The 17,023-nt window shown below is 65.2% G+C and carries 19 protein-coding genes and 1 pseudogene; 11 read left to right on the top strand and 9 right to left on the bottom strand.

The window, feature by feature from the left end:
- Positions 1-11: 11 nt before the first annotated feature.
- Complete coding sequence (locus AC3A3W_RS04225; protein ID WP_487440617.1) at positions 12-398, bottom strand: DUF2177 family protein; 387 nt, start codon at positions 396-398, stop codon at positions 12-14.
- A 16-nt stretch (positions 399-414) separates the two neighbouring features.
- Here AC3A3W_RS04225 and AC3A3W_RS04220 point away from each other — a divergent pair, with 16 nt between their 5' ends.
- Positions 415-1,164: a lipoate--protein ligase family protein gene (locus AC3A3W_RS04220; protein ID WP_487440616.1), complete on the top strand. Its 750-nt coding sequence runs from the start codon at positions 415-417 to the stop codon at positions 1,162-1,164.
- A gap of 28 nt (positions 1,165-1,192) precedes the next feature.
- Here the strand turns inward: AC3A3W_RS04220 and AC3A3W_RS04215 are convergent, their stop codons facing one another.
- A complete protein-coding gene (locus AC3A3W_RS04215) occupies positions 1,193-1,555 on the bottom strand; it encodes a VOC family protein (RefSeq protein WP_487440615.1) in 363 nt (120 codons plus the stop codon).
- Between the two features lie 178 nt (positions 1,556-1,733).
- Here AC3A3W_RS04215 and AC3A3W_RS04210 point away from each other — a divergent pair, with 178 nt between their 5' ends.
- Positions 1,734-2,351, top strand: coding sequence for a class I SAM-dependent methyltransferase (locus AC3A3W_RS04210; protein WP_487440614.1), 618 nt, complete (start codon positions 1,734-1,736; stop codon positions 2,349-2,351).
- Between the two features lie 57 nt (positions 2,352-2,408).
- Here the strand turns inward: AC3A3W_RS04210 and AC3A3W_RS04205 are convergent, their stop codons facing one another.
- The 3 genes from AC3A3W_RS04205 to AC3A3W_RS04195 form a co-directional block, all read right to left on the bottom strand.
- Complete coding sequence (locus tag AC3A3W_RS04205; RefSeq protein WP_487440613.1) at positions 2,409-3,146, bottom strand: hypothetical protein; 738 nt, start codon at positions 3,144-3,146, stop codon at positions 2,409-2,411.
- Positions 3,147-3,418: 272 nt separating this feature from the next.
- The gene (locus AC3A3W_RS04200; protein WP_487440631.1) at positions 3,419-4,000 is read right to left on the bottom strand and encodes a dihydrofolate reductase family protein; all 582 of its coding nucleotides are present in this window, start codon (positions 3,998-4,000) and stop codon (positions 3,419-3,421) included.
- Positions 4,001-4,151: 151 nt separating this feature from the next.
- Positions 4,152-4,943 carry an alpha/beta fold hydrolase gene (locus tag AC3A3W_RS04195; protein WP_487440612.1) on the bottom strand — a complete coding sequence of 264 codons (792 nt, stop codon included), beginning with the start codon at positions 4,941-4,943 and terminating at the stop codon, positions 4,152-4,154.
- 303 nt (positions 4,944-5,246) lie between these two features.
- On the opposite strand from AC3A3W_RS04195, the gene AC3A3W_RS04190 reads away from it, so the two are divergent.
- Together AC3A3W_RS04190 and AC3A3W_RS04185 are read left to right on the top strand one after the other, a co-directional pair.
- Entirely contained in the window at positions 5,247-5,687 is a 441-nt protein-coding gene (locus tag AC3A3W_RS04190; protein ID WP_487440611.1) for a VOC family protein, read from the top strand.
- A 117-nt stretch (positions 5,688-5,804) separates the two neighbouring features.
- Positions 5,805-6,626: an MBL fold metallo-hydrolase gene (locus AC3A3W_RS04185; RefSeq protein ID WP_487440610.1), complete on the top strand. Its 822-nt coding sequence runs from the start codon at positions 5,805-5,807 to the stop codon at positions 6,624-6,626.
- A 37-nt stretch (positions 6,627-6,663) separates the two neighbouring features.
- On the opposite strand, the gene AC3A3W_RS04180 is transcribed toward AC3A3W_RS04185, so the two are convergent.
- Entirely contained in the window at positions 6,664-7,284 is a 621-nt protein-coding gene (locus AC3A3W_RS04180) for a LysE/ArgO family amino acid transporter (RefSeq protein ID WP_487440609.1), read from the bottom strand.
- Positions 7,285-7,356: 72 nt separating this feature from the next.
- On the opposite strand from AC3A3W_RS04180, the gene AC3A3W_RS04175 reads away from it, so the two are divergent.
- Positions 7,357-8,238, top strand: a complete 882-nt coding sequence (locus tag AC3A3W_RS04175) for a LysR family transcriptional regulator ArgP (RefSeq protein ID WP_487440608.1) — start codon at positions 7,357-7,359, stop codon at positions 8,236-8,238.
- Between the two features lie 26 nt (positions 8,239-8,264).
- On the opposite strand, the gene AC3A3W_RS04170 is transcribed toward AC3A3W_RS04175, so the two are convergent.
- Complete coding sequence (locus AC3A3W_RS04170; RefSeq protein ID WP_066291738.1) at positions 8,265-8,522, bottom strand: mycoredoxin; 258 nt, start codon at positions 8,520-8,522, stop codon at positions 8,265-8,267.
- Between the two features lie 104 nt (positions 8,523-8,626).
- On the opposite strand from AC3A3W_RS04170, the gene AC3A3W_RS04165 reads away from it, so the two are divergent.
- Positions 8,627-9,376: an SOS response-associated peptidase gene (locus tag AC3A3W_RS04165; protein ID WP_487440607.1), complete on the top strand. Its 750-nt coding sequence runs from the start codon at positions 8,627-8,629 to the stop codon at positions 9,374-9,376.
- A 10-nt stretch (positions 9,377-9,386) separates the two neighbouring features.
- Here AC3A3W_RS04165 and AC3A3W_RS04160 read toward each other — a convergent pair whose 3' ends face one another.
- Positions 9,387-9,806 carry a VOC family protein gene (locus AC3A3W_RS04160; RefSeq protein ID WP_487440606.1) on the bottom strand — a complete coding sequence of 140 codons (420 nt, stop codon included), beginning with the start codon at positions 9,804-9,806 and terminating at the stop codon, positions 9,387-9,389.
- 14 nt (positions 9,807-9,820) lie between these two features.
- Here AC3A3W_RS04160 and AC3A3W_RS04155 point away from each other — a divergent pair, with 14 nt between their 5' ends.
- A complete protein-coding gene (locus AC3A3W_RS04155) occupies positions 9,821-10,147 on the top strand; it encodes a chorismate mutase (protein WP_487440605.1) in 327 nt (108 codons plus the stop codon).
- Between the two features lie 75 nt (positions 10,148-10,222).
- On the opposite strand, the gene AC3A3W_RS04150 is transcribed toward AC3A3W_RS04155, so the two are convergent.
- On the bottom strand, positions 10,223-10,609 hold the full coding sequence (locus AC3A3W_RS04150; protein ID WP_487440604.1) for a hypothetical protein: 387 nt from the start codon (positions 10,607-10,609) through the stop codon (positions 10,223-10,225).
- Positions 10,610-10,752: 143 nt separating this feature from the next.
- On the opposite strand from AC3A3W_RS04150, the gene AC3A3W_RS04145 reads away from it, so the two are divergent.
- The 4 genes and pseudogenes from AC3A3W_RS04145 to AC3A3W_RS04130 all read left to right on the top strand — a co-directional run.
- Positions 10,753-11,076, top strand: coding sequence for a DUF6504 family protein (locus AC3A3W_RS04145; RefSeq protein WP_205653967.1), 324 nt, complete (start codon positions 10,753-10,755; stop codon positions 11,074-11,076).
- A complete protein-coding gene (locus tag AC3A3W_RS04140; protein WP_487440603.1) occupies positions 11,073-14,603 on the top strand; it encodes a DNA polymerase III subunit alpha in 3,531 nt (1,176 codons plus the stop codon). Before AC3A3W_RS04145 ends, AC3A3W_RS04140 begins: the two co-directional genes overlap by 4 nt.
- Before the next feature lie 170 nt (positions 14,604-14,773).
- A complete protein-coding gene (gene thrS / locus AC3A3W_RS04135) occupies positions 14,774-16,738 on the top strand; it encodes a threonine--tRNA ligase (RefSeq protein WP_487440630.1) in 1,965 nt (654 codons plus the stop codon).
- 18 nt (positions 16,739-16,756) lie between these two features.
- Positions 16,757-17,023 (top strand): annotated as a pseudogene (locus AC3A3W_RS04130) (HIT family hydrolase); the annotation flags it as partial.

Raw genomic sequence — 17,023 nt, 5'->3', positions numbered from 1 at the left:
TGTTCCCGCGGCTACTGGTGGAACACCAGCCAGCCGGCCAGCGTGGCGAGGGCGGTCAGCACGGCGCCCCAGGCCAGGTCCACGAGGATCAGCTGGAGGGGCCAGGTTTTGAGTGTCGCGGCGTTGGTCAGGTCATACGTCGCATAGGCGAAGGCACCCAGCGCCGCGCCGTAGCCGACGGCGGTCAGCCAGCTGCCGCCGTCGAGCGCCGGACGCAAGGCGAAGAAGACGATCCCGGCAATGTAAATCACGTAGAAAACGACGGCGTACCCTAGATTGGGCCGTTCGGCCAGCAGTCCGCCGATGTGGTTGCGGTAGAACGGGTTCATGAGCTTGAGCCACACGGCGTCGATCACGGCGAAGGCCCCAGCGACGACCAGGAATTGCAATACGACCATAAGGGAGCTTAGCAACATGCAGCAGGCCGGGGCCGGATCACCGACGCTGACCGTCGTCCGTCAGCACGATTCGCTGGGGGCCGCCCGGGACCTGGACTTCGGAATCGAGTTGCTGGGCCTGGCCAAGACGGGGATGGTGGGCCCCACGCTCAGGCTGTACCGCCCCGCCCCGACGGTTGCCTTCGGCCAGCGGGACACGCACCTTCCCGGCTTCGAGGCCGCGGCGCAGGCGTGCCGGGAGCAGGGCTTTGAGCCTCTGGTCCGCAAGGCCGGAGGGCGCGCTGCCGCCTACCACGAGGGGACGCTGATCGTCGACCACGTGGAGCCCCATGCCGATGCGATCGCCGGAGCCAAGGGCAGGTTCGCGTTCTTTGGCGAGATGCTGGCGGAGGCGCTGCGAAGCGCCGGCGTGAACGCCGCCGTCGGGGAGATCCCGGGGGAATACTGCCCGGGGGAGTTCAGCGTCCATGGAATGCACCCGGCCGACTCCGCGCACAGGATTAAGCTCGTGGGCACCGCCCAGCGCGTGGTGTCCGGCGGGTGGCTGTTCAGCTCCGTCATCGTGGTGGAAAACTCGGCGCCCATCCGCAGCGTCCTCACGGCCAGTTACGGAGCACTCGGCCTGGACTGGGACCCCGCGACGGCCGGTGCCGTGAATGACCTGGTGCCACACCTGGATGTCGGGTCCATCGAGGACGCCGTGATCAACACGTACGGCGGCTACGCGCCGCTGGCGTACGCGGAGTTCAGCAGCCTGCGGCCCTGACGGCCGGCAGCTGAAGGCACCGCCGCGGCTATTCTGTCGCCGCTGGGATCTGGCAGATCATCAGGACGTTGCCGTCGGGGTCCCGGAAGTTAAACCACTGATCCTCGTTGACGTCCGTCAGTTCCACGCCACGGTCCTTCATGAACCCGTGCGCGGCCCGGATGTCCGGGGTGTTGAAGTGAAAGGCCGGAACCTTGAAGACTGCATCGGGGGAGTAGATCTTGCTGTCCAGCACCAGCCCCGTGCCGTTCATGGGCAGCATGGACAGATGGTCAAAGAGCACGGAGTCTTCGGCGGGCAGGCCCAACATGTCGCAGTACCAGTCCCGGGCCCTCCGCACATCGCTGACAGGGACGAATACGGTGCCAATTTGCGCGGAAACTGGGTTCATGGCCATCCTTCGTAATGTGGACTGCGACTGTGGCTTGGCGGGCGGTTTTGACTCGAGTTTTGAACTGTAGTGCGGTGCGGGAAATACCGCCAGAGGGGCCCACACCGCCAGAGGCACGGGCCGTTCCCCGTCAGATCATGCCCCCGGGACGGGACCGGGGCGTATAGGCTCGGAGCTGATGACGGAGACAACGGTTGGTGATGCGTATGCCGAGCGCGCGCCAGAATACATCTCGCTGTTCGGATCGGTGGACAAGGCGGACGAGCAGGACCGGCGGTTCATAGCGAACTGGGCGAAGTCGCTGCTGGGTCCGGTCGTCGATGTCGGCTGCGGCCCGGGTCACTGGACTGCTTTCCTGACCAGCCTGGGCGCCGATGCCGAAGGCGTCGACATTGTGCCCGCGTTTGTCCAAGAGGCCAAGGCTCGATTCCCGGGTGCGTCATTCCGGCTCGCGTCGTTCACCGACCTCGGGATCCACGCCGGGCAGATCGGCGGGATCCTCGCCTGGTACTCCCTCATCCACCTCCGAACTGAGGATCTTCAGTCCGCACTGGGCGACTTCGCACGCTGCATTGCCCCTGGCGGGACACTTCTGATGGGGTTCTTTGAGGGCACGGATGGCGAAGCCTTCCCCCACGCGGTGACCACCGCCTACCTCTGGTCCACTGATGGCATGGCTGCCAGGCTTGCCCGCGCCGGTTTTGAGGTCCTTGATGTGCATACGCGGACCGATCCTGGCCGGCGTCCTCATGCGGCGATGATCGCCCGACGAAAAGTCTGCCCGCAGGCTCGTTGACGCCGTCAGGGGCGGTGCCCGGCCGGTCCCGCCCCTCATCATCCGGCCGGGACACCGTCAGCCTGCGGCGAGGGCCGCGTTGACGAGCTTGGCCAGTTCCGGTGCGTCGGCTGCGGTGACCGCTCCGACGGCGCCAGTCTTCATCACGGTGACCGCCAGGGTTCCCTTGACTCCCAAGACGGTGATGTTGCAGACCTGTTTCTGCCCGGCGGGGGTGGTCTGGACGGTCAGGGCAGCCATTGACTTCTCGGCCTGCACCGGGGTGTCCAGGGGTTTCAGCTCGCTGGTGACCTTCTGCCCCTTCAACTCGATGGTGTAGGTCGAGCAGTCATTCAGCGCCGATTCGCTCTTCTCGAACTGGGCCGTCATCACCGAAGGGTCTTGGACCGCGAACACTGTCAGGACCGTCGCCGTTTTGGCCTTCGCCGCAAGGCTCGCCCCGGCTGCGTAGGTGCTGCCCTCGGGAACCTGGGTGTTGTTGTCGATCAGCACCCCGCAGGTTTTCGGTGTGATGACGGCGGTCTTGAGCATCTCCCGGGCTGCTATCAGTCCCTGATCGATCTGTGCGGCCGGGACAACGGTGAGGGGCTGGCCCTGGGCATCCTTGAGGCCGGCGACGATGGCGCTCAGTTCCTCGTTGGTGTAGGCCTTCGGGGTCGGTGTTGGGGTCGGATCCGAGGACGCAGGGGAGGGACTCGAGGAGGCGGTGGTACCGGACGGGGCGGGCCCGCCGCAGCCTGTGAGAGTGAGAACTGTTGCGATGGCGAGGGCGGCTGAAGCGTTGCTTCTGTTCATGGCTGGATCCCGTTCAACTGTGCCGGTCTGCCCGCGGGTTTTCGCGGGCTCGTTCCGGAACTGCGCCGTCAGTTGCCGCGAGCTGGCGGGCACAGTACACCGCGTAAGCGGGCGATGTTTTGAATCAGTCAGGGCCGGCCTGCTGGGACCGTGTCCTGGTGTAGTGATCCCTCTTTTCACCGCTGGCTGGCGCGATTGCTCAGAGCCTACGAGCTCAGCCCCGCCAGCGCCAGAGCCGGCGGGTACCTGAGCTCGCTACCCGGTCTTGAGGGTCAGCGGCGCACCCGATAGCGCAGGTGAAGCACCCGGTTGCCCTGAATCACGACGTCGGGATCCTCCAGCAGGTGCTGTGCGTGGACCGACCCGAAGTACCGCTTGCCGGACCCGAACACGACGGGTGCGACGTCCATGCGCACCTCGTCGACCAGGCCCGCGGCAAGCACCTGGCCACCGACGTCGCCAGCGGCGACCTCGACGATGCGCTCACCCGCGAGCTCCTGCGCCTTGGCCACGGCTGCCTCGATACCGTCGACGAAGTGAAACGGCGCCTCGGGGTCCCAGCCCTCGGGCTGGGACCGGTGCGTCACGACGACCACGTGGTCGATCCCGCTCGGAGGCTTCCCGTCCCAGCCGTCCGTCATGTCGAAGACGCGGCGGCCGGCGATTGTCACCCCGATCTGGTCCCAGTACGGCCGGGTGTAATCGTAGGACGTCTGCGACACCTTCAACTCGCCGCTCTCGTCCAACGGGACGTCGCCGCTGGTCAACCAGTCGAAGAGCGGTCCGGGCTGGTCGTTCTCGTCCGCGATGAAGCCGTCCACCGACACCGAGCTGTACATGACCACCTTGCCCATGGGGCGCTCCTCTGCGTTGGGGTGCGCCCATATTAGCAAGTCGTGAATTGTCGCTCTTTGAGCTCCTTGAACCGCTGTGCCAGATGAGTGTTGCTGACACCGGCTGCCGCGCTCAGGTCGCCGATCGCCTGATGAATTGCAGCCGGGTCGGTCACTCGTCTTCTGGTCGAGCTCGATCGAGCCAGTCGCCCAATAACGCGGCGAGTAGTTCGGGCCGCTCGTGCATGAGCGCATGGCCGGCGTCCTCGATGACAGCCAGGGTGGCGTGCGGGTAGCGCCCGAGCAATTCGGCCGCGTCGGCATACCCGGCGACCGAATCGCGTCGTCCAGCCACGACCAAGGTCGGCGCAGAGAACGCGGTCGACCCGACGTCGACCGTCCACCCGGCGAAGATGCGCCCCAGCGCAGCCTCGTCCACAAGCGCCGTACCCGGGGCAACGCGGTCGCGGTACCGGCGAGCCGTGGCCTGTGTGTGCAAGACAAAGTAGTCCTCAAACCCCGCCCGGTGTGCAGGTTCGAGTTCGTCGTACGCATCGGAGTCCCGGCGAACCACGTCATGGCGAGGCACGCTTCGCGACCGCTCGGCGACGGGGCACAACAATGCCAGACCGAGCACGGTGTCTGGGCGCCGTGCGGCCACTCCACGAGCCAGGTAGGCGCCATAAGAGTGCCCGAGCAGCATCACCGGTCCCGCGCCCAGATGATCGATGAAGTCACAGAGCAGCGTCACCACATCGTCGTTGCAGGTCAGGCCGTCGGTCGTCGAGAGGCCCATCCCCGGCAGGTCCGGATAGATCCGCCGGTATCGCGTGACGGGAACAATGGCCTCGATCGCCGCCTCGATCTCGCGATGATCAACACCGGCGCCGTGTAACGCAACGAGCGGCACGCCGACGCCATGCTCGACGTAATGGACCAGGACTTCGTTGATCCGGCATTCCATATCGACACCCTAATCCATGCCGAGGACGCGTACCGCGCGGGAACAGCGGGTTGAGGAACCTTTCGAGCATTCGGAATTGTCCGCTCAAGGTTGCGTAAACGGGACGGCAAAACCCCCATTCCCAACTGGCAGCCACAACTGAGCGGCTGCCTCGGCAGGTTTCCGCACCCGTGCCTTTCGTTCAAACCAGGGGGTAGGCTATGGACTGCTAATCGACATTCGGTATGGGCGGCTTCCAAAGCCGCCCCCGCCTCCGCAGACGTCGACGCAGGCGTCTCCAACGAGAATTGGAAACTGCACCCTATGTCACATGTGCGACGCTTCGACCACGTCGGCATCACCGTTGCCGACCTCGACCGAGCAACGGAGTTCTTCGTCGGGCTGGGTCTCGAGGTCGAGGGCCGGATGTTCATGGAGGGCGAGTTCGTGGACACCGTCATCGGCATTCCCGACTCCCGCAGTGAGATCGTCATGCTGCGGCCGCCTGACGGAGGTGCTGGCCTGGAGCTGTCAAGCTTCATCCGACCCGACCACCAGCCCGGGTCTCCCGCCGCGATGTCCACCGAACTTGGACTGCGCAACGTGGCGTTCGAGGTGGACGACCTTCCAGCAGCGGTCGAACGGCTGGCCGCGGAGGGCTATGGCCTGATTGGCGGCGTCGGTGAATACGAGCACGTCTGGCGCATGGCCTACGTGCGCGGACCCGAAGGAATCATCGTGGCCCTGGCCGAGCACATCGGTTAACCTCGCCCTCGGCGAGCCAGACGTCCTGGACGTCGGTTCGGAATTCCCTCACCGGCGGAAGCATCTCACTATTACCGTCTCGACAAGCGGTTGCAGACCACAGGCGGAAGGCATTTCATGCTGAAGGAAGTCGCTGAGGGCGTTCTAGTTCACGAGAGCGGGTTCATCCAGAGTAATTCCGTTGTCGTGCGGGGCCGGGACGGTGTGTTGCTCATCGACCCAGGCATAACGGGCGACGAAATGGCAGCCCTCGCGAACGACCTTCGCGGATTGGGCCAGCCCGTCGTGGCAGGCTTCTCCACGCATCCTGATTGGGACCACGTGCTCTGGCACGCGAACTTCGGCGACGCGCCCCGATACGGCACGGCCCGCTGCGCGGCCGCCATCCAAGATCTGCTGTCGAACGCGGACTGGAAGGACCGCATAGCCGTGGGGCTCCCACCGGAGTACGCAGAGGAGATCCCGATGGATCTGCTCGGTCTCGTTAGCGGTCTGCCCGCCGAAGCTGCGCAGATTCCTTGGGATGGCCCCAAAGCCCGGATCATCGAGCATCAGGCGCATGCCCCAGGCCATGCGGCGCTGTTGATCGAGGAGCGCCGCGTCCTCGTCGCCGGCGACATGCTTTCTGACATCCTGATGCCGTTCCTCGACCTGGAGGCCGCGAATCCGATCGAGGATTACCTCGCCGCCTTGCGGCTGTTCGAGAGCGTGGCCGACGACGTCGATGCCGTCATCCCCGGTCACGGCTCAGTCGGCGGAGCTGAGCAGCTACGAGCACGCATCCAACAGGACCGCGCGTACGTGCAGGACCTGCGAGACGGCCGTGTTCCCGACGACCCGCGGGTCGGTCCATCGGCCACGTTGGATTGGCTCCCCGACGTGCATAGATGGCAACTGCAGCGGCACGCCCAAAGACAGCAGAACGAGACGCCCGAATAGCGATCGCATACAAGGCACTGAAGGCTGTCCCGTACATTCACGGAATGACCAGGAACGCGGCCAGCGCCAGCATCAGGAGGGCGATGGCGCCGTCGAGAACCCGCCAGGCTCCGGGGCGGGCGAACACCGGCGCCAGGTACCGTGCCCCGAAGCCAAGGAGGCTGAACCAGAGCGTGCTTCCCGCTATCGCTCCCCAGGCAAACGGCCAGCGGCCCTGCTCACCGTGGTCGGCTGCGAGCGATCCCAGGAGCACCACGGTGTCCAGGTACACGTGCGGATTCAGCCAGGTCAGTGCGACGGCGGTTCCCACCGTTGCTGCCAGCGTGCTCCGGGAGGACGTGGCGGCAGCGCTCAGGCCGCTGGGCTTCAAGGCGCGGCGAGCCGCGAAAAAGGCGTAGGCCAGCAGAAAAGCCGCGCCGGCCCAGCGCACGATGACCAGGGCGAGCGGCGCCGCCTGGATGAGCGCGCCGACGCCGGCCACGCCCGCAGCAATGAGGAGGGCATCGCTTGCGATGCACACTGCCACAATCGGTGCCAGGTGCTCGCGGCGCAGCCCCTGGCGCAGGACGAAGGCGTTCTGCGCGCCAATAGCAACGATGAGGGAGAGGCCTGCGCCGAAGCCGGTGACCAGGGCGCTGAGGGTTGCAGTAGTTTCCACTTGCCTGACTTTAGGCCCGCTGGAATCATGAGTACAGCTAAACTTTCTTACCTCTATTAAGGACAGCTTAGGATGGATGCCACCACCGAGCAGCTGAGGACCTTGGCCGCTGTAATAGACCACGGAACGTTCGACCGCGCCGCCGCGGCGCTGCATGTGACGTCCTCTGCCATCAGCCAGAGGGTCAAGGCACTGGAACAGCAGACCGGACGCGTCCTGCTGCTCCGCACCAAGCCCGTCCGGCCAACGAAGTCCGGAAGCGTGGTGGTGCGGCTGGCCCGGCAGGTGGCCTTGCTGGAAAGCGAGGCCATGGACGAACTGGGGCTGGAAGGCGCGGGAGCCCGCCCGCGCATTCCGCTGGTCATCAATGCGGACTCCCTCGCCACCTGGGTGCTGCCTGCCCTGGTGGCTGTGGAGCGCGCAAGTTTCGAGATCAGCATCGACGATCAGGACCATTCCATCGAGCGCCTCCGGGAGGGAACGGCGATGGGGGCCATCACCTCAAACCCCGAGCCCGTGCAGGGGTGCACGGTCCGGCCGCTGGGCGTCATGCGCTACCGCGCCGTGGCCAGCCCGTCCTTTGCCGTGCAATGGCTGGCAGACGGTTTTACCGACGCGGCGTTGTCGCGGGCACCGGTGGTTGTGTTCAACCGCAAGGACGCCCTCCAGGACCGCTACCTTGAGGGCAGGCTGAAGTCCGCGGCCCAGTACCCGCCCCGCCACTTCGTTCCGTCATCGTCGGATTTCATGCGGGCGATCGAACTGGGGCTGGGTTGGGGCATGCTGCCGGATCTTCAGTCCACGCCGCTTCTCGACGCCGGCACGCTCACCGTGCTGGATAAGAGCGGGCATGTGGACGTTCCGCTGTACTGGCAGCAATGGTCCATCGAGTCTGCAACGCTGTCCCGGATCGCCGGTGCCTTGCAGGAAGCAGCGGCTGCCGGGCTGCGCTGACGGGGCGCTGGGCCCAGTTCCCCGAGCTAGGCCGCGAGCCGGCTCTTGACCTCGGCGGCTGAGGGGTTGGTCGCCGCGGTGCCGTCCGGGAACAGGACGGTGGGAACCGTGCGGTTGCCGCCGTTGATCTGCTCGACAAGTTCGGCCGTGCCGTCAACCTCTTCGATGTTGATCTCGGTGTAGCCGATTCCCTGGGCATCCAGCTGCTTCTTGAGCCGGTTGCAGTAACCGCACCAGGTGGTGGAGAACATGGTGATGGTGCCGTTTTCGGGGGTGAAGTCCACGGAAAGCTCCTCAGGTCTAGGCTCGTGCCTGTCAGTTTCGTCCAGTCAACGGTAACCCGTGCGCCGGTATTCCCCCGCTTGTGTTGCGGTGGCATGCTGGTGCCATGTGTGGACGCTACGTGATGGCCAGGGCGGTCGGGGACCTGCTGGCCGAATTCGACGCCGAACTCGAGAACGAAATGGAGATTCCGCCGTCGTGGAACCTTGCGCCCACGGACGATGCGCCCATCGTCCTGGAGCGGCTGATCGAGGGCGCCACGGTCCGCCAGCTGCACATAGCCCGCTGGGGGCTGGTGCCGTCCTGGGCCAAAGACCCTGGCGTCGGGCCGAAGATGATCAATGCCAGGAGCGAAACCGTGCTGGAGAAGCCTGCCTTCCGCAAGGCGGTGCAGGCCAGGCGCTGCGCAGTGCCTGCCGACGGCTACTACGAGTGGAAGCAGGGGGAGGGGCGCCGCAAACAGCCGTACTACGTGCATCCCAAGGAGGGTCCGGGAATGGTCTTCGCCGGCCTCTACGAGTGGTGGAAGGACCCATCCAAAGGGCAGGACGACCCCGCCCGCTGGATGCTCTCTATGTCCATCATGACGGCGGATTCACCGCCCGAGGGTGCCGAAGCCACGGTGTTCGGTGAGCTCACCGCGCTTCACGACCGCGTCCCGCTTCCCATGAGCCGGGACACCATGGCTGCATGGCTCGACCCACAGGTTGATGACGCCGCGGGGCTGGTGGACCTCGTCCGCTCCGGGGTCAAGGACGTGGCAGCAGGCTGGCGGGTGGATTCGGTGGGGCCCGCCGTGGGCAACGTCCGGAATAATTCGCCGGAGCTCATCGAGCCGGTCGAAGCGCTCTTCTAGCGGGGCGGACTCACAGGGTGACCCGACCGCCGTCGTCGACTCTCCATGTGGGGTTGAAGGCGATCTCCCACCGGAAGCCGTCCGGATCGGCGAAGTAGCCCGTGTATCCTCCCCAAGGCTGGGTCTTGGGGCTTGCCACGACGGCGGCCCCGGCGGATTCCGCCTGGGCCATCACCTCATCGACCTCGGCCGCGCTAGCCACATTGTGGCTGAGCGTGATGCACGGTACGGACGCGGGGGCATCCACAGCGGCTTCGGCCTGCATCTGCCCGGCGTCCCACAAGGAGAAGATGAGGCCGTGGTTGGCCTGGATGAAGATCACTTCGGGAAATTCACGGTGGACGGGCCAGCCTAGGCCCTCAACATAGAAGCTGCGGGAGGCGGCAACGCTTCGCACTCCCAGTGAAATAAAATCGACTCGGGGCTGCATGGTTCGATACTGTCATGGACATGCCCACAAATCACGGAGACGATAAAAGCGCCCAGGCTGACAGGGAGCAGCTCGCAGCTGTCCGGATCGCCGTGGACGAGGTTGATGACCAGATCGTCACGCTGATTGCGCGCCGTGAACGTCTGATCAGGATCGCGGGGACGCTCAAGGGCGATGACGCCGAGGTCCGGGCTCCCGGTCGCGTGGAACGTGTGATCGAACATGTCCGCGCCGCTGCCGAGAAAAAGGAAATCGACCCCGACATCGTGGAAACCACGTACCGGGCCATGATTTCGAAATTCATCGAACTCGAGATGAAGATCCACAACGAGAACGCCTGAGCAGGCGCCCCCGCAGGCACTGGGCAGCCCGCAGGCACTGGGCAACGACCGGGTGGTCGGGTCCCGTTGCGGTGTCTAAAGGGACTCTTCGACCGGCACGCCCGACTGGAATTCCCGCCCGTCGGCCTCGCTGAAGGCTGACATGAGGTGGCCCTTCTCCAGCCCGAGCACGGTGCTCATGGGGAATTTGCCCGTGATGGTGCTGCCCGAATGCTCGACACTCGTGATGTCGAAGTTCTCCTCGGTGCCGTCATGGCTGAACGAGTACATCGACACGGCCTCGCCGTTCATGAACTCAATTCCAAGCCTCCGTTGATGTGAGTAGTCCGGAGTTGCTGCCACGAGCCCCACTACGAAGGCGCCCGATCCTGGAATGTTGCCGTCAATATCAAATTTGGCCACCAGGATGGTGTCTTTGGCGGCGATGCTTACGTGCTTCAGGAGTGCGTCATTGGAACTCATGGCTCCATCCTGCCCCCTGAGCCGCTGTCCGTCCACACCCATCTAGGTTTTGCCGGAGGCCAGGCGTAGACTGTACTTATTCGAATACATATTCGAACCATCCAATATTTGCAGCAGCTTCACCTTGGTATCCGGAGGCACCCATGGGCATGTTCAGCGAGTCCGTGGAGGTCGCCTGCGGACTTGAAGGCCAGCCGGTGGAGCTGCAGTGGGGCGGCAGGACATATGCAGTCTGCGCCGAACCGGTCCACTGGTATGAGCGCCGCCAGTGGTGGGCCGAGGAACAGCGGGCTCCACTGGGCAGCGGGCCCGGACTCGTGGATCACGAGATCTGGAGAGTCCAGGTGGTGCCCAAGGAAAACCCTGCGGCCCCTGAACACCTGACACTTGATCTGGTCCGGCATACCGGCAGCGGGCGCTGGAGGCTGCTCCGGATCCACGACGCCCTCCGGCACAAGACAGCATGAGCTTCACGCACCTTCACGTTTCCACCGCCTTCAGCGCCCACTACGGTGTTTCCTGGCCCGACGAGCTCGCCCAGTCGGCGGCAGCAACAGGTGCAACCGCGCTTGCCTGCACTGACCGGGACGGCCTCTACGGGACGGTCAAGCATCTTAAGGCCTGCATGGCTGCCGGGCTGGACCCGGTGGTCGGCGTGGATCTCGCCGTTTTCGACGACGAGGGAGACCTCCGCACCCAGCTGTCCGGCCGCGTGGTGGTGCTGGCGCACGGCCACACCAACGGGGCCGGCTACAAGGCGCTCTGCCGGCTGGTTTCGGATGCCCATGCCCGCACAACGGGCAAGGCCGGGGGAGTGGTGCCGGTTGCGGTCACCCGCGCGGAGCTGGCATCAAGGGTCCTTCACCCCGATACCCTGAAGCCGGTGCTTAGCGTGCTGATCGGGCCGGATTCCGACGTCGGAAGGGCCATGGGCGGGCGCCGTTACCTCCGCCCCCGCACGCTCTTCAAGAGCTGGCTGGATGCCATGCCGGCGGGAAGCGTCGTCGCGGAGGTGGTCTCCCATCTCAGTGCCCCGGGAGAGCCCCTCAGCACCGCCCACGCCGTCCGCATGCTCAAACTCGCCCAGGAATACAGTGTTCCGGCGGTCCTCACCAACGCAGTGCGTTACTGTGCCGAGGACGGTGCCGCCACGGCCGATGTTCTCGACTCCGCCCGGACCTTGAAATCCCTGCCAGAACTGTCCGCCGCGCCGCTGCTCCAGCCCAACGGGCAGGGCTGGCTGAAGTCGCCTGATCAGATGCTGCAGCTGGGCAAGGAAATTATTCACGCCGCCGGCTATGGGGCGGCAGATCTTCAGGTCCTGCTCGCGCAAACGGAGGCGCTCGCCGACCGCTGCAGGATGGATCCCGTCACGGACATGGGCTGGAAGCAGCCCGTGGTGCCGGAGGCCTCTGTGATCGGCATCGAAGGAGATCCCCTGGCAGAGCTGGCCTTGAGGTGCGAGGCCGGTGTGGCGCGCCGGTTTCCCGGTATTTCCGGGAAGGCAGAGGCTGACATGCGCGCCCGGTTGGATCACGAATTGAAGATCATCTCCAACCTCGGCTTCGCCTCCTATTTTCTGACGGTGGCGGAGGTATCGAGGATGATCCTGGACATGGGGGTGCGGGCCGCCGCCAGGGGCTCGGGTGCGTCCAGCCTGGTGAACTACCTGATCGATATCAGCCAGGTGAACCCGCTGCAGCACGACCTCATTTTCGAACGCTTCCTGTCGCGGGACAGGGCCACCCTGCCGGATATCGACATCGACGTCGAAAGCGCCGAGCGGCACAACGTGTACCGGAAGATCTTTGACCGTTTTGGCGCCCAGCGCGTGACGCTCATGAGTATGCAGAACGGCTACCGTGCGCGGGGTGCGGTGCGGGACGCCGGAATGGCGTTGGGCATGGACGACGGCGATATTGGTGAGATCGCCAAGCAGCTGTGGCGGTTCTCCGCCCGCAGGTTCAGGGAAGCACTGGAAGAAAAGCCTGAGCTGCGTGAATTTGCTGACCGGGTGGAGCAGCGGGACTTTTCAGGCAACCAGCAACTGGACCTGCTCGTGGACCTCACTGAACGCCTGGACAGGCTTCCCCGCCACATCTCCATGCACCCCTGCGGCGTCATCCTCGGCGACGCGACCCTGCTGGACCGGACCCCCGTGCAGCCCAGCGGGCTGGGGCTGCCCATGAGCCAGTTCGACAAGCACGACATGGATCCCATGGGCATGCTCAAACTGGATGTGCTGGGAGTCCGGATGCAAAGCGCCATGGCCTTCGCCGTCCGGGAGATCATCCGGATACATCCCACCAAAGCTGATGTGGTGGCTGCCGGTGCCCACCCCGTGGGGCCAGACGGCAAAGGGCCCGACTACATCAGGGAGGACGGCCGCATCGATCTCAACGCGGTGCCGCTGGACGATGAGCCCACCTACGAGCTCATCCGGAGCACCCACACCCTGGGATGTTTCCAGATCGAATCACCGGGCCAGCGCGAGCTCGTGGGCAAGATGGCGCCGAGGGAATTCAACGATCTCATTATCGACATCTCCCTGTTCCGCCCCGGGCCCATGAAATCCGACATGGTGCGGCCGTTCCTGGAGCACCGGCACGGATTCGCGCCGGAGGTCTATCCCCATCCGGACCTCAAACCGGTCCTGCAGGAAACCCACGGGGTCACCGTGTTCCACGAGCAGATCCTCAAGACTTTCGACGTGATGACCGGCTGCGGGCTGGCACGCGCCGATGAATTCCGCCGCGCCCTGGGCAACGAGGAGCTTGAGCCGAAGGTGGAGGAGTTCTTCCGCCGGAAGGCCCGGGAGAACAACTACACCCCGGAAGTGGTGGACAAGGTCTGGGGAACCCTCAAGGCCTTCGGCAGCTTCGGGTTCTGCAAGGCCCACGGCGCGGCCTTTGCCGTGCCCACCTACCAGTCGGCGTGGCTGAAGGCGCATCATCCGGAAGCCTTCCTCGCCGGGCTGTGGGAGCACGATCCGGGCATGTACCCCAAGCGCCTCCTGGTTGCCGAAGCCCGCCGCCTGGGAATCCCCATTCTTCCGCTGGACATCAACCGCAGCGGCGCGGAGTACCGGGTGGAGCGCGTTGTTTCGGGGCCGGATCAGGGCAAACTCGGCATCAGGCTGAGCCTGAAAGGCATCTTCGGGCTCTCCGGTGCTGAACTGAAGCGGATCGTGGCAGGACAGCCATTCGACTCGCTGGCTGATCTGAGGGCTCGCTCCAGGCTGACAAAACCGAGCATCAAAAGACTGGCCCAGCTGGGCGCCTTCGACTCACTGCACCGGGAATCCGGCGGAGCAGCCAACCGGGCGGACCTTGTCCAGCATCTGCAGAACCTGCAGAACGGCCAACACCGGAAAGGGCCGGACATCATTGAGGGCCAGCTGGCCCTGCCCCTGGGTGACGTTGAACTGCGGAACGTCAAGGCAGAGCTCCCGCCGCCCACCATGATCGAGAACGTCAGGGCCGAGCTTGACCTGATGGCTGTTGATGTCAGCGAGCACCTGATGTCCAGCCACCGTCCGCTGCTGGACAGGTTGGGCGTCACCACGGCGGACCGGCTCCTCGGACTGAGGAACGGCACCGAAGTCCTGGTGGCCGGGGTCCGCATCGCCACCCAGACACCGCCCATGCGCGGAGGCAGGAGGGTGGTGTTCATCAGCATCGACGACGGCACCGGTTGCGTGGATTCTGTCTTCTTCCATGAGGCCCAGGAGAAGGCAGGACCTCTGCTGTTCGGTACCCGCCTGCTGCTTATCCGCGGAACCACACGGCGCACGGGCCCGCGGGGAATCAGCCTCAGCGCCAGCATGGCCTGGGACCTCAGCAAGATAGAGACGCTGCCTTTCCCGGGAAAGGAATCCGGCTCCCGTCCCGGACCGGGGAGCGGGGAGCCCGGCTCCGTTCCCGCCGAGTTCCGGACTCCCGGGCCGCTGAGCGGGATCGGCAGGAACCTGGCCATCACCGGCCTGGGCGGCTAAACGATCCCGCCCTGCCCGCGGGCCGCTTTGGCTGGCCTCAGCCGTAACCGATACGATTGACGAGGCTGGCTGTGGTCCCCGTATGCCACAAGCTACGAAGCCTTAACTTTGAATAGGAGACACCCGTGTCAGATGCCCAGCAGATCACCCTCATCGTCGAAGGCGAAGAGATGAAGGTGACTACCGGGACCACCGGCGCGGAACTCTTCTTTGAGCGCCGCGACGTGGTTGTGGCCCGCGTTGACGGCGAGCTGAAGGACCTTGACCAGCCGCTTCCCGAAGGTGCCGTGATCGAAGGCGTCACCATCGACTCCCCGGACGGTCTCAACGTGCTCCGCCACTCCACCGCCCACGTGATGGCCCAGGCGGTGCAGCAGCTGCGCCCCGACGCCAAGCTGGGCATCGGCCCGTACATCACCGACGGCTTCTACTTCGACTTCGACGTCGCGGAACCCTTTACCCCCGAAGACCTCCGGCAGCTGGAAAAGATGATGCTCAAGATCGTCAACCAGAACCAGAAGTTCGTGCGGCGCGTCGTGTCCGAGGACGAAGCACGCGAGGCGATGAAGAACGAGCCCTACAAGCTGGAACTGCTCGGCAAGAAGAACGACGCCGCGGAAGCCGGGGAAGGCGTCAACGTCGAGGTGGGCGCCGGCGACATCACCATCTACGACAATGTAGACCGCAAGAGCGGCGACAGCGTCTGGTGCGATCTGTGCCGCGGCCCGCACCTGCCCAACACCAAGCTGATCTCCAACGCGTTCGCCCTGACCCGTTCCTCGGCCGCCTACTGGCTGGGCAACCAGAACAACCAGCAGCTGCAGCGCATCTACGGCACCGCCTGGCCCACCAAGGACGCACTGAAGGCCTACCAGGAGCGCATCGCCGAGGCCGAGCGGCGCGACCACCGCAAGCTCGGAGCCGAGCTGGACCTCTTCTCCTTCCCGGACGAGCTGGGCTCGGGCCTGCCGGTGTTCCACCCCAAGGGCGGCATCATCCGCAAGGCCATGGAGGATTACTCACGCCAGCGGCACGTGGACGCCGGCTACGAGTTCGTCTACACCCCGCACATCACCAAGGGGCACCTCTACGAAGTCTCCGGCCACCTGGACTGGTACAAGGAAGGCATGTTCCCGGCGATGCACATCGACGCGGAACTGAACGACGACGGCACCGTGCGCAAACCCGGCCAGGATTACTACCTCAAGCCGATGAACTGCCCCATGCACAACCTCATCTTCCGTTCCCGCGGCCGTTCCTACCGCGAGCTGCCGCTGCGCCTGTTCGAGTTCGGTTCCGTCTACCGGTACGAGAAGTCCGGCGTGGTGCACGGCCTCACCCGGGTGCGCGGCATGACCCAGGATGACGCCCACATCTACTGCACCCGCGAGCAGATGAAGGACGAGCTCACCGGCACGCTGAACTTCGTCCTGGGCCTCCTCAAGGACTACGGCCTGGATGATTTCTACCTGGAGCTGTCCACCAAGAACGAGGACAAGTTCGTGGGCGAGGACAGCGCCTGGGAGGAAGCCACCCGCACCCTGGCCGAGGTCGCCGAGGCGTCCGGGCTGGAACTGATCCCGGATCCCGGGGGAGCCGCGTTCTACGGCCCGAAGATCTCCGTCCAGGCCAAGGACGCGCTGGGCCGCACCTGGCAGATGTCCACCATTCAGCTCGACTTCAACCTTCCGGAACGGTTCGAACTCGAGTTCCAGGCGGCGGACGGCACCCGCCAGCGCCCGGTGATGATTCACCGCGCCCTGTTCGGCTCCGTGGAGCGGTTCATGGGCGTCCTCACCGAGCACTACGCCGGAGCCTTCCCCGCGTGGCTGGCCCCCGTCCAGGTGGTCGGCATCCCCGTGGCGGAAACCTTCAACGACTACATGTTCGACGTCGTGGACCAGCTCAAGGCGGCCGGCATCCGCGCGGAGGTGGACATCTCCTCGGACCGGTTCCCGAAGAAGATCCGCACGGCCAGCAAGGACAAGATCCCGTTCGTGCTGATCGCCGGCGGCGAGGACGCCGAAGCAGGCGCGGTGTCCTTCCGCTTCCGCGACGGCAGCCAGGACAACGGTGTGCCGGTGGCAGAGGCGGTCCAGCGGATCGTGGACGCCGTCCGCAACCGGACCAGCTAGCCACGACGAGAGGCACACGTGCAGGAGAATACAGGCGCAGGCTATCCGGGCGACGCCGAGGTGACGGACGACTTTGGCCTCGCCGGTGTTCCGGACGCTTTCCAGCGCCTGTGGACTCCGCACCGCATGGCGTACATCAAGGGCGGGCAGCACCAGTACAAGAACCAGGACGACTGCCCCTTCTGCGTTGCTCCGGCCCGTACCGATGAGGAATCCCTGATCGTGTACCGCGGCCGCACCAGCTACGTGGTGCTGAACCTGTTTCCCTACAACCCCGGCCACCTG

It is taken from the genome of Arthrobacter sp. Soil_N43 (assembly GCF_057655195.1).
The sequence above is the reverse complement of the archived record's forward strand: the minus strand, read 5'-3'. Positions and strand labels throughout refer to the sequence as shown.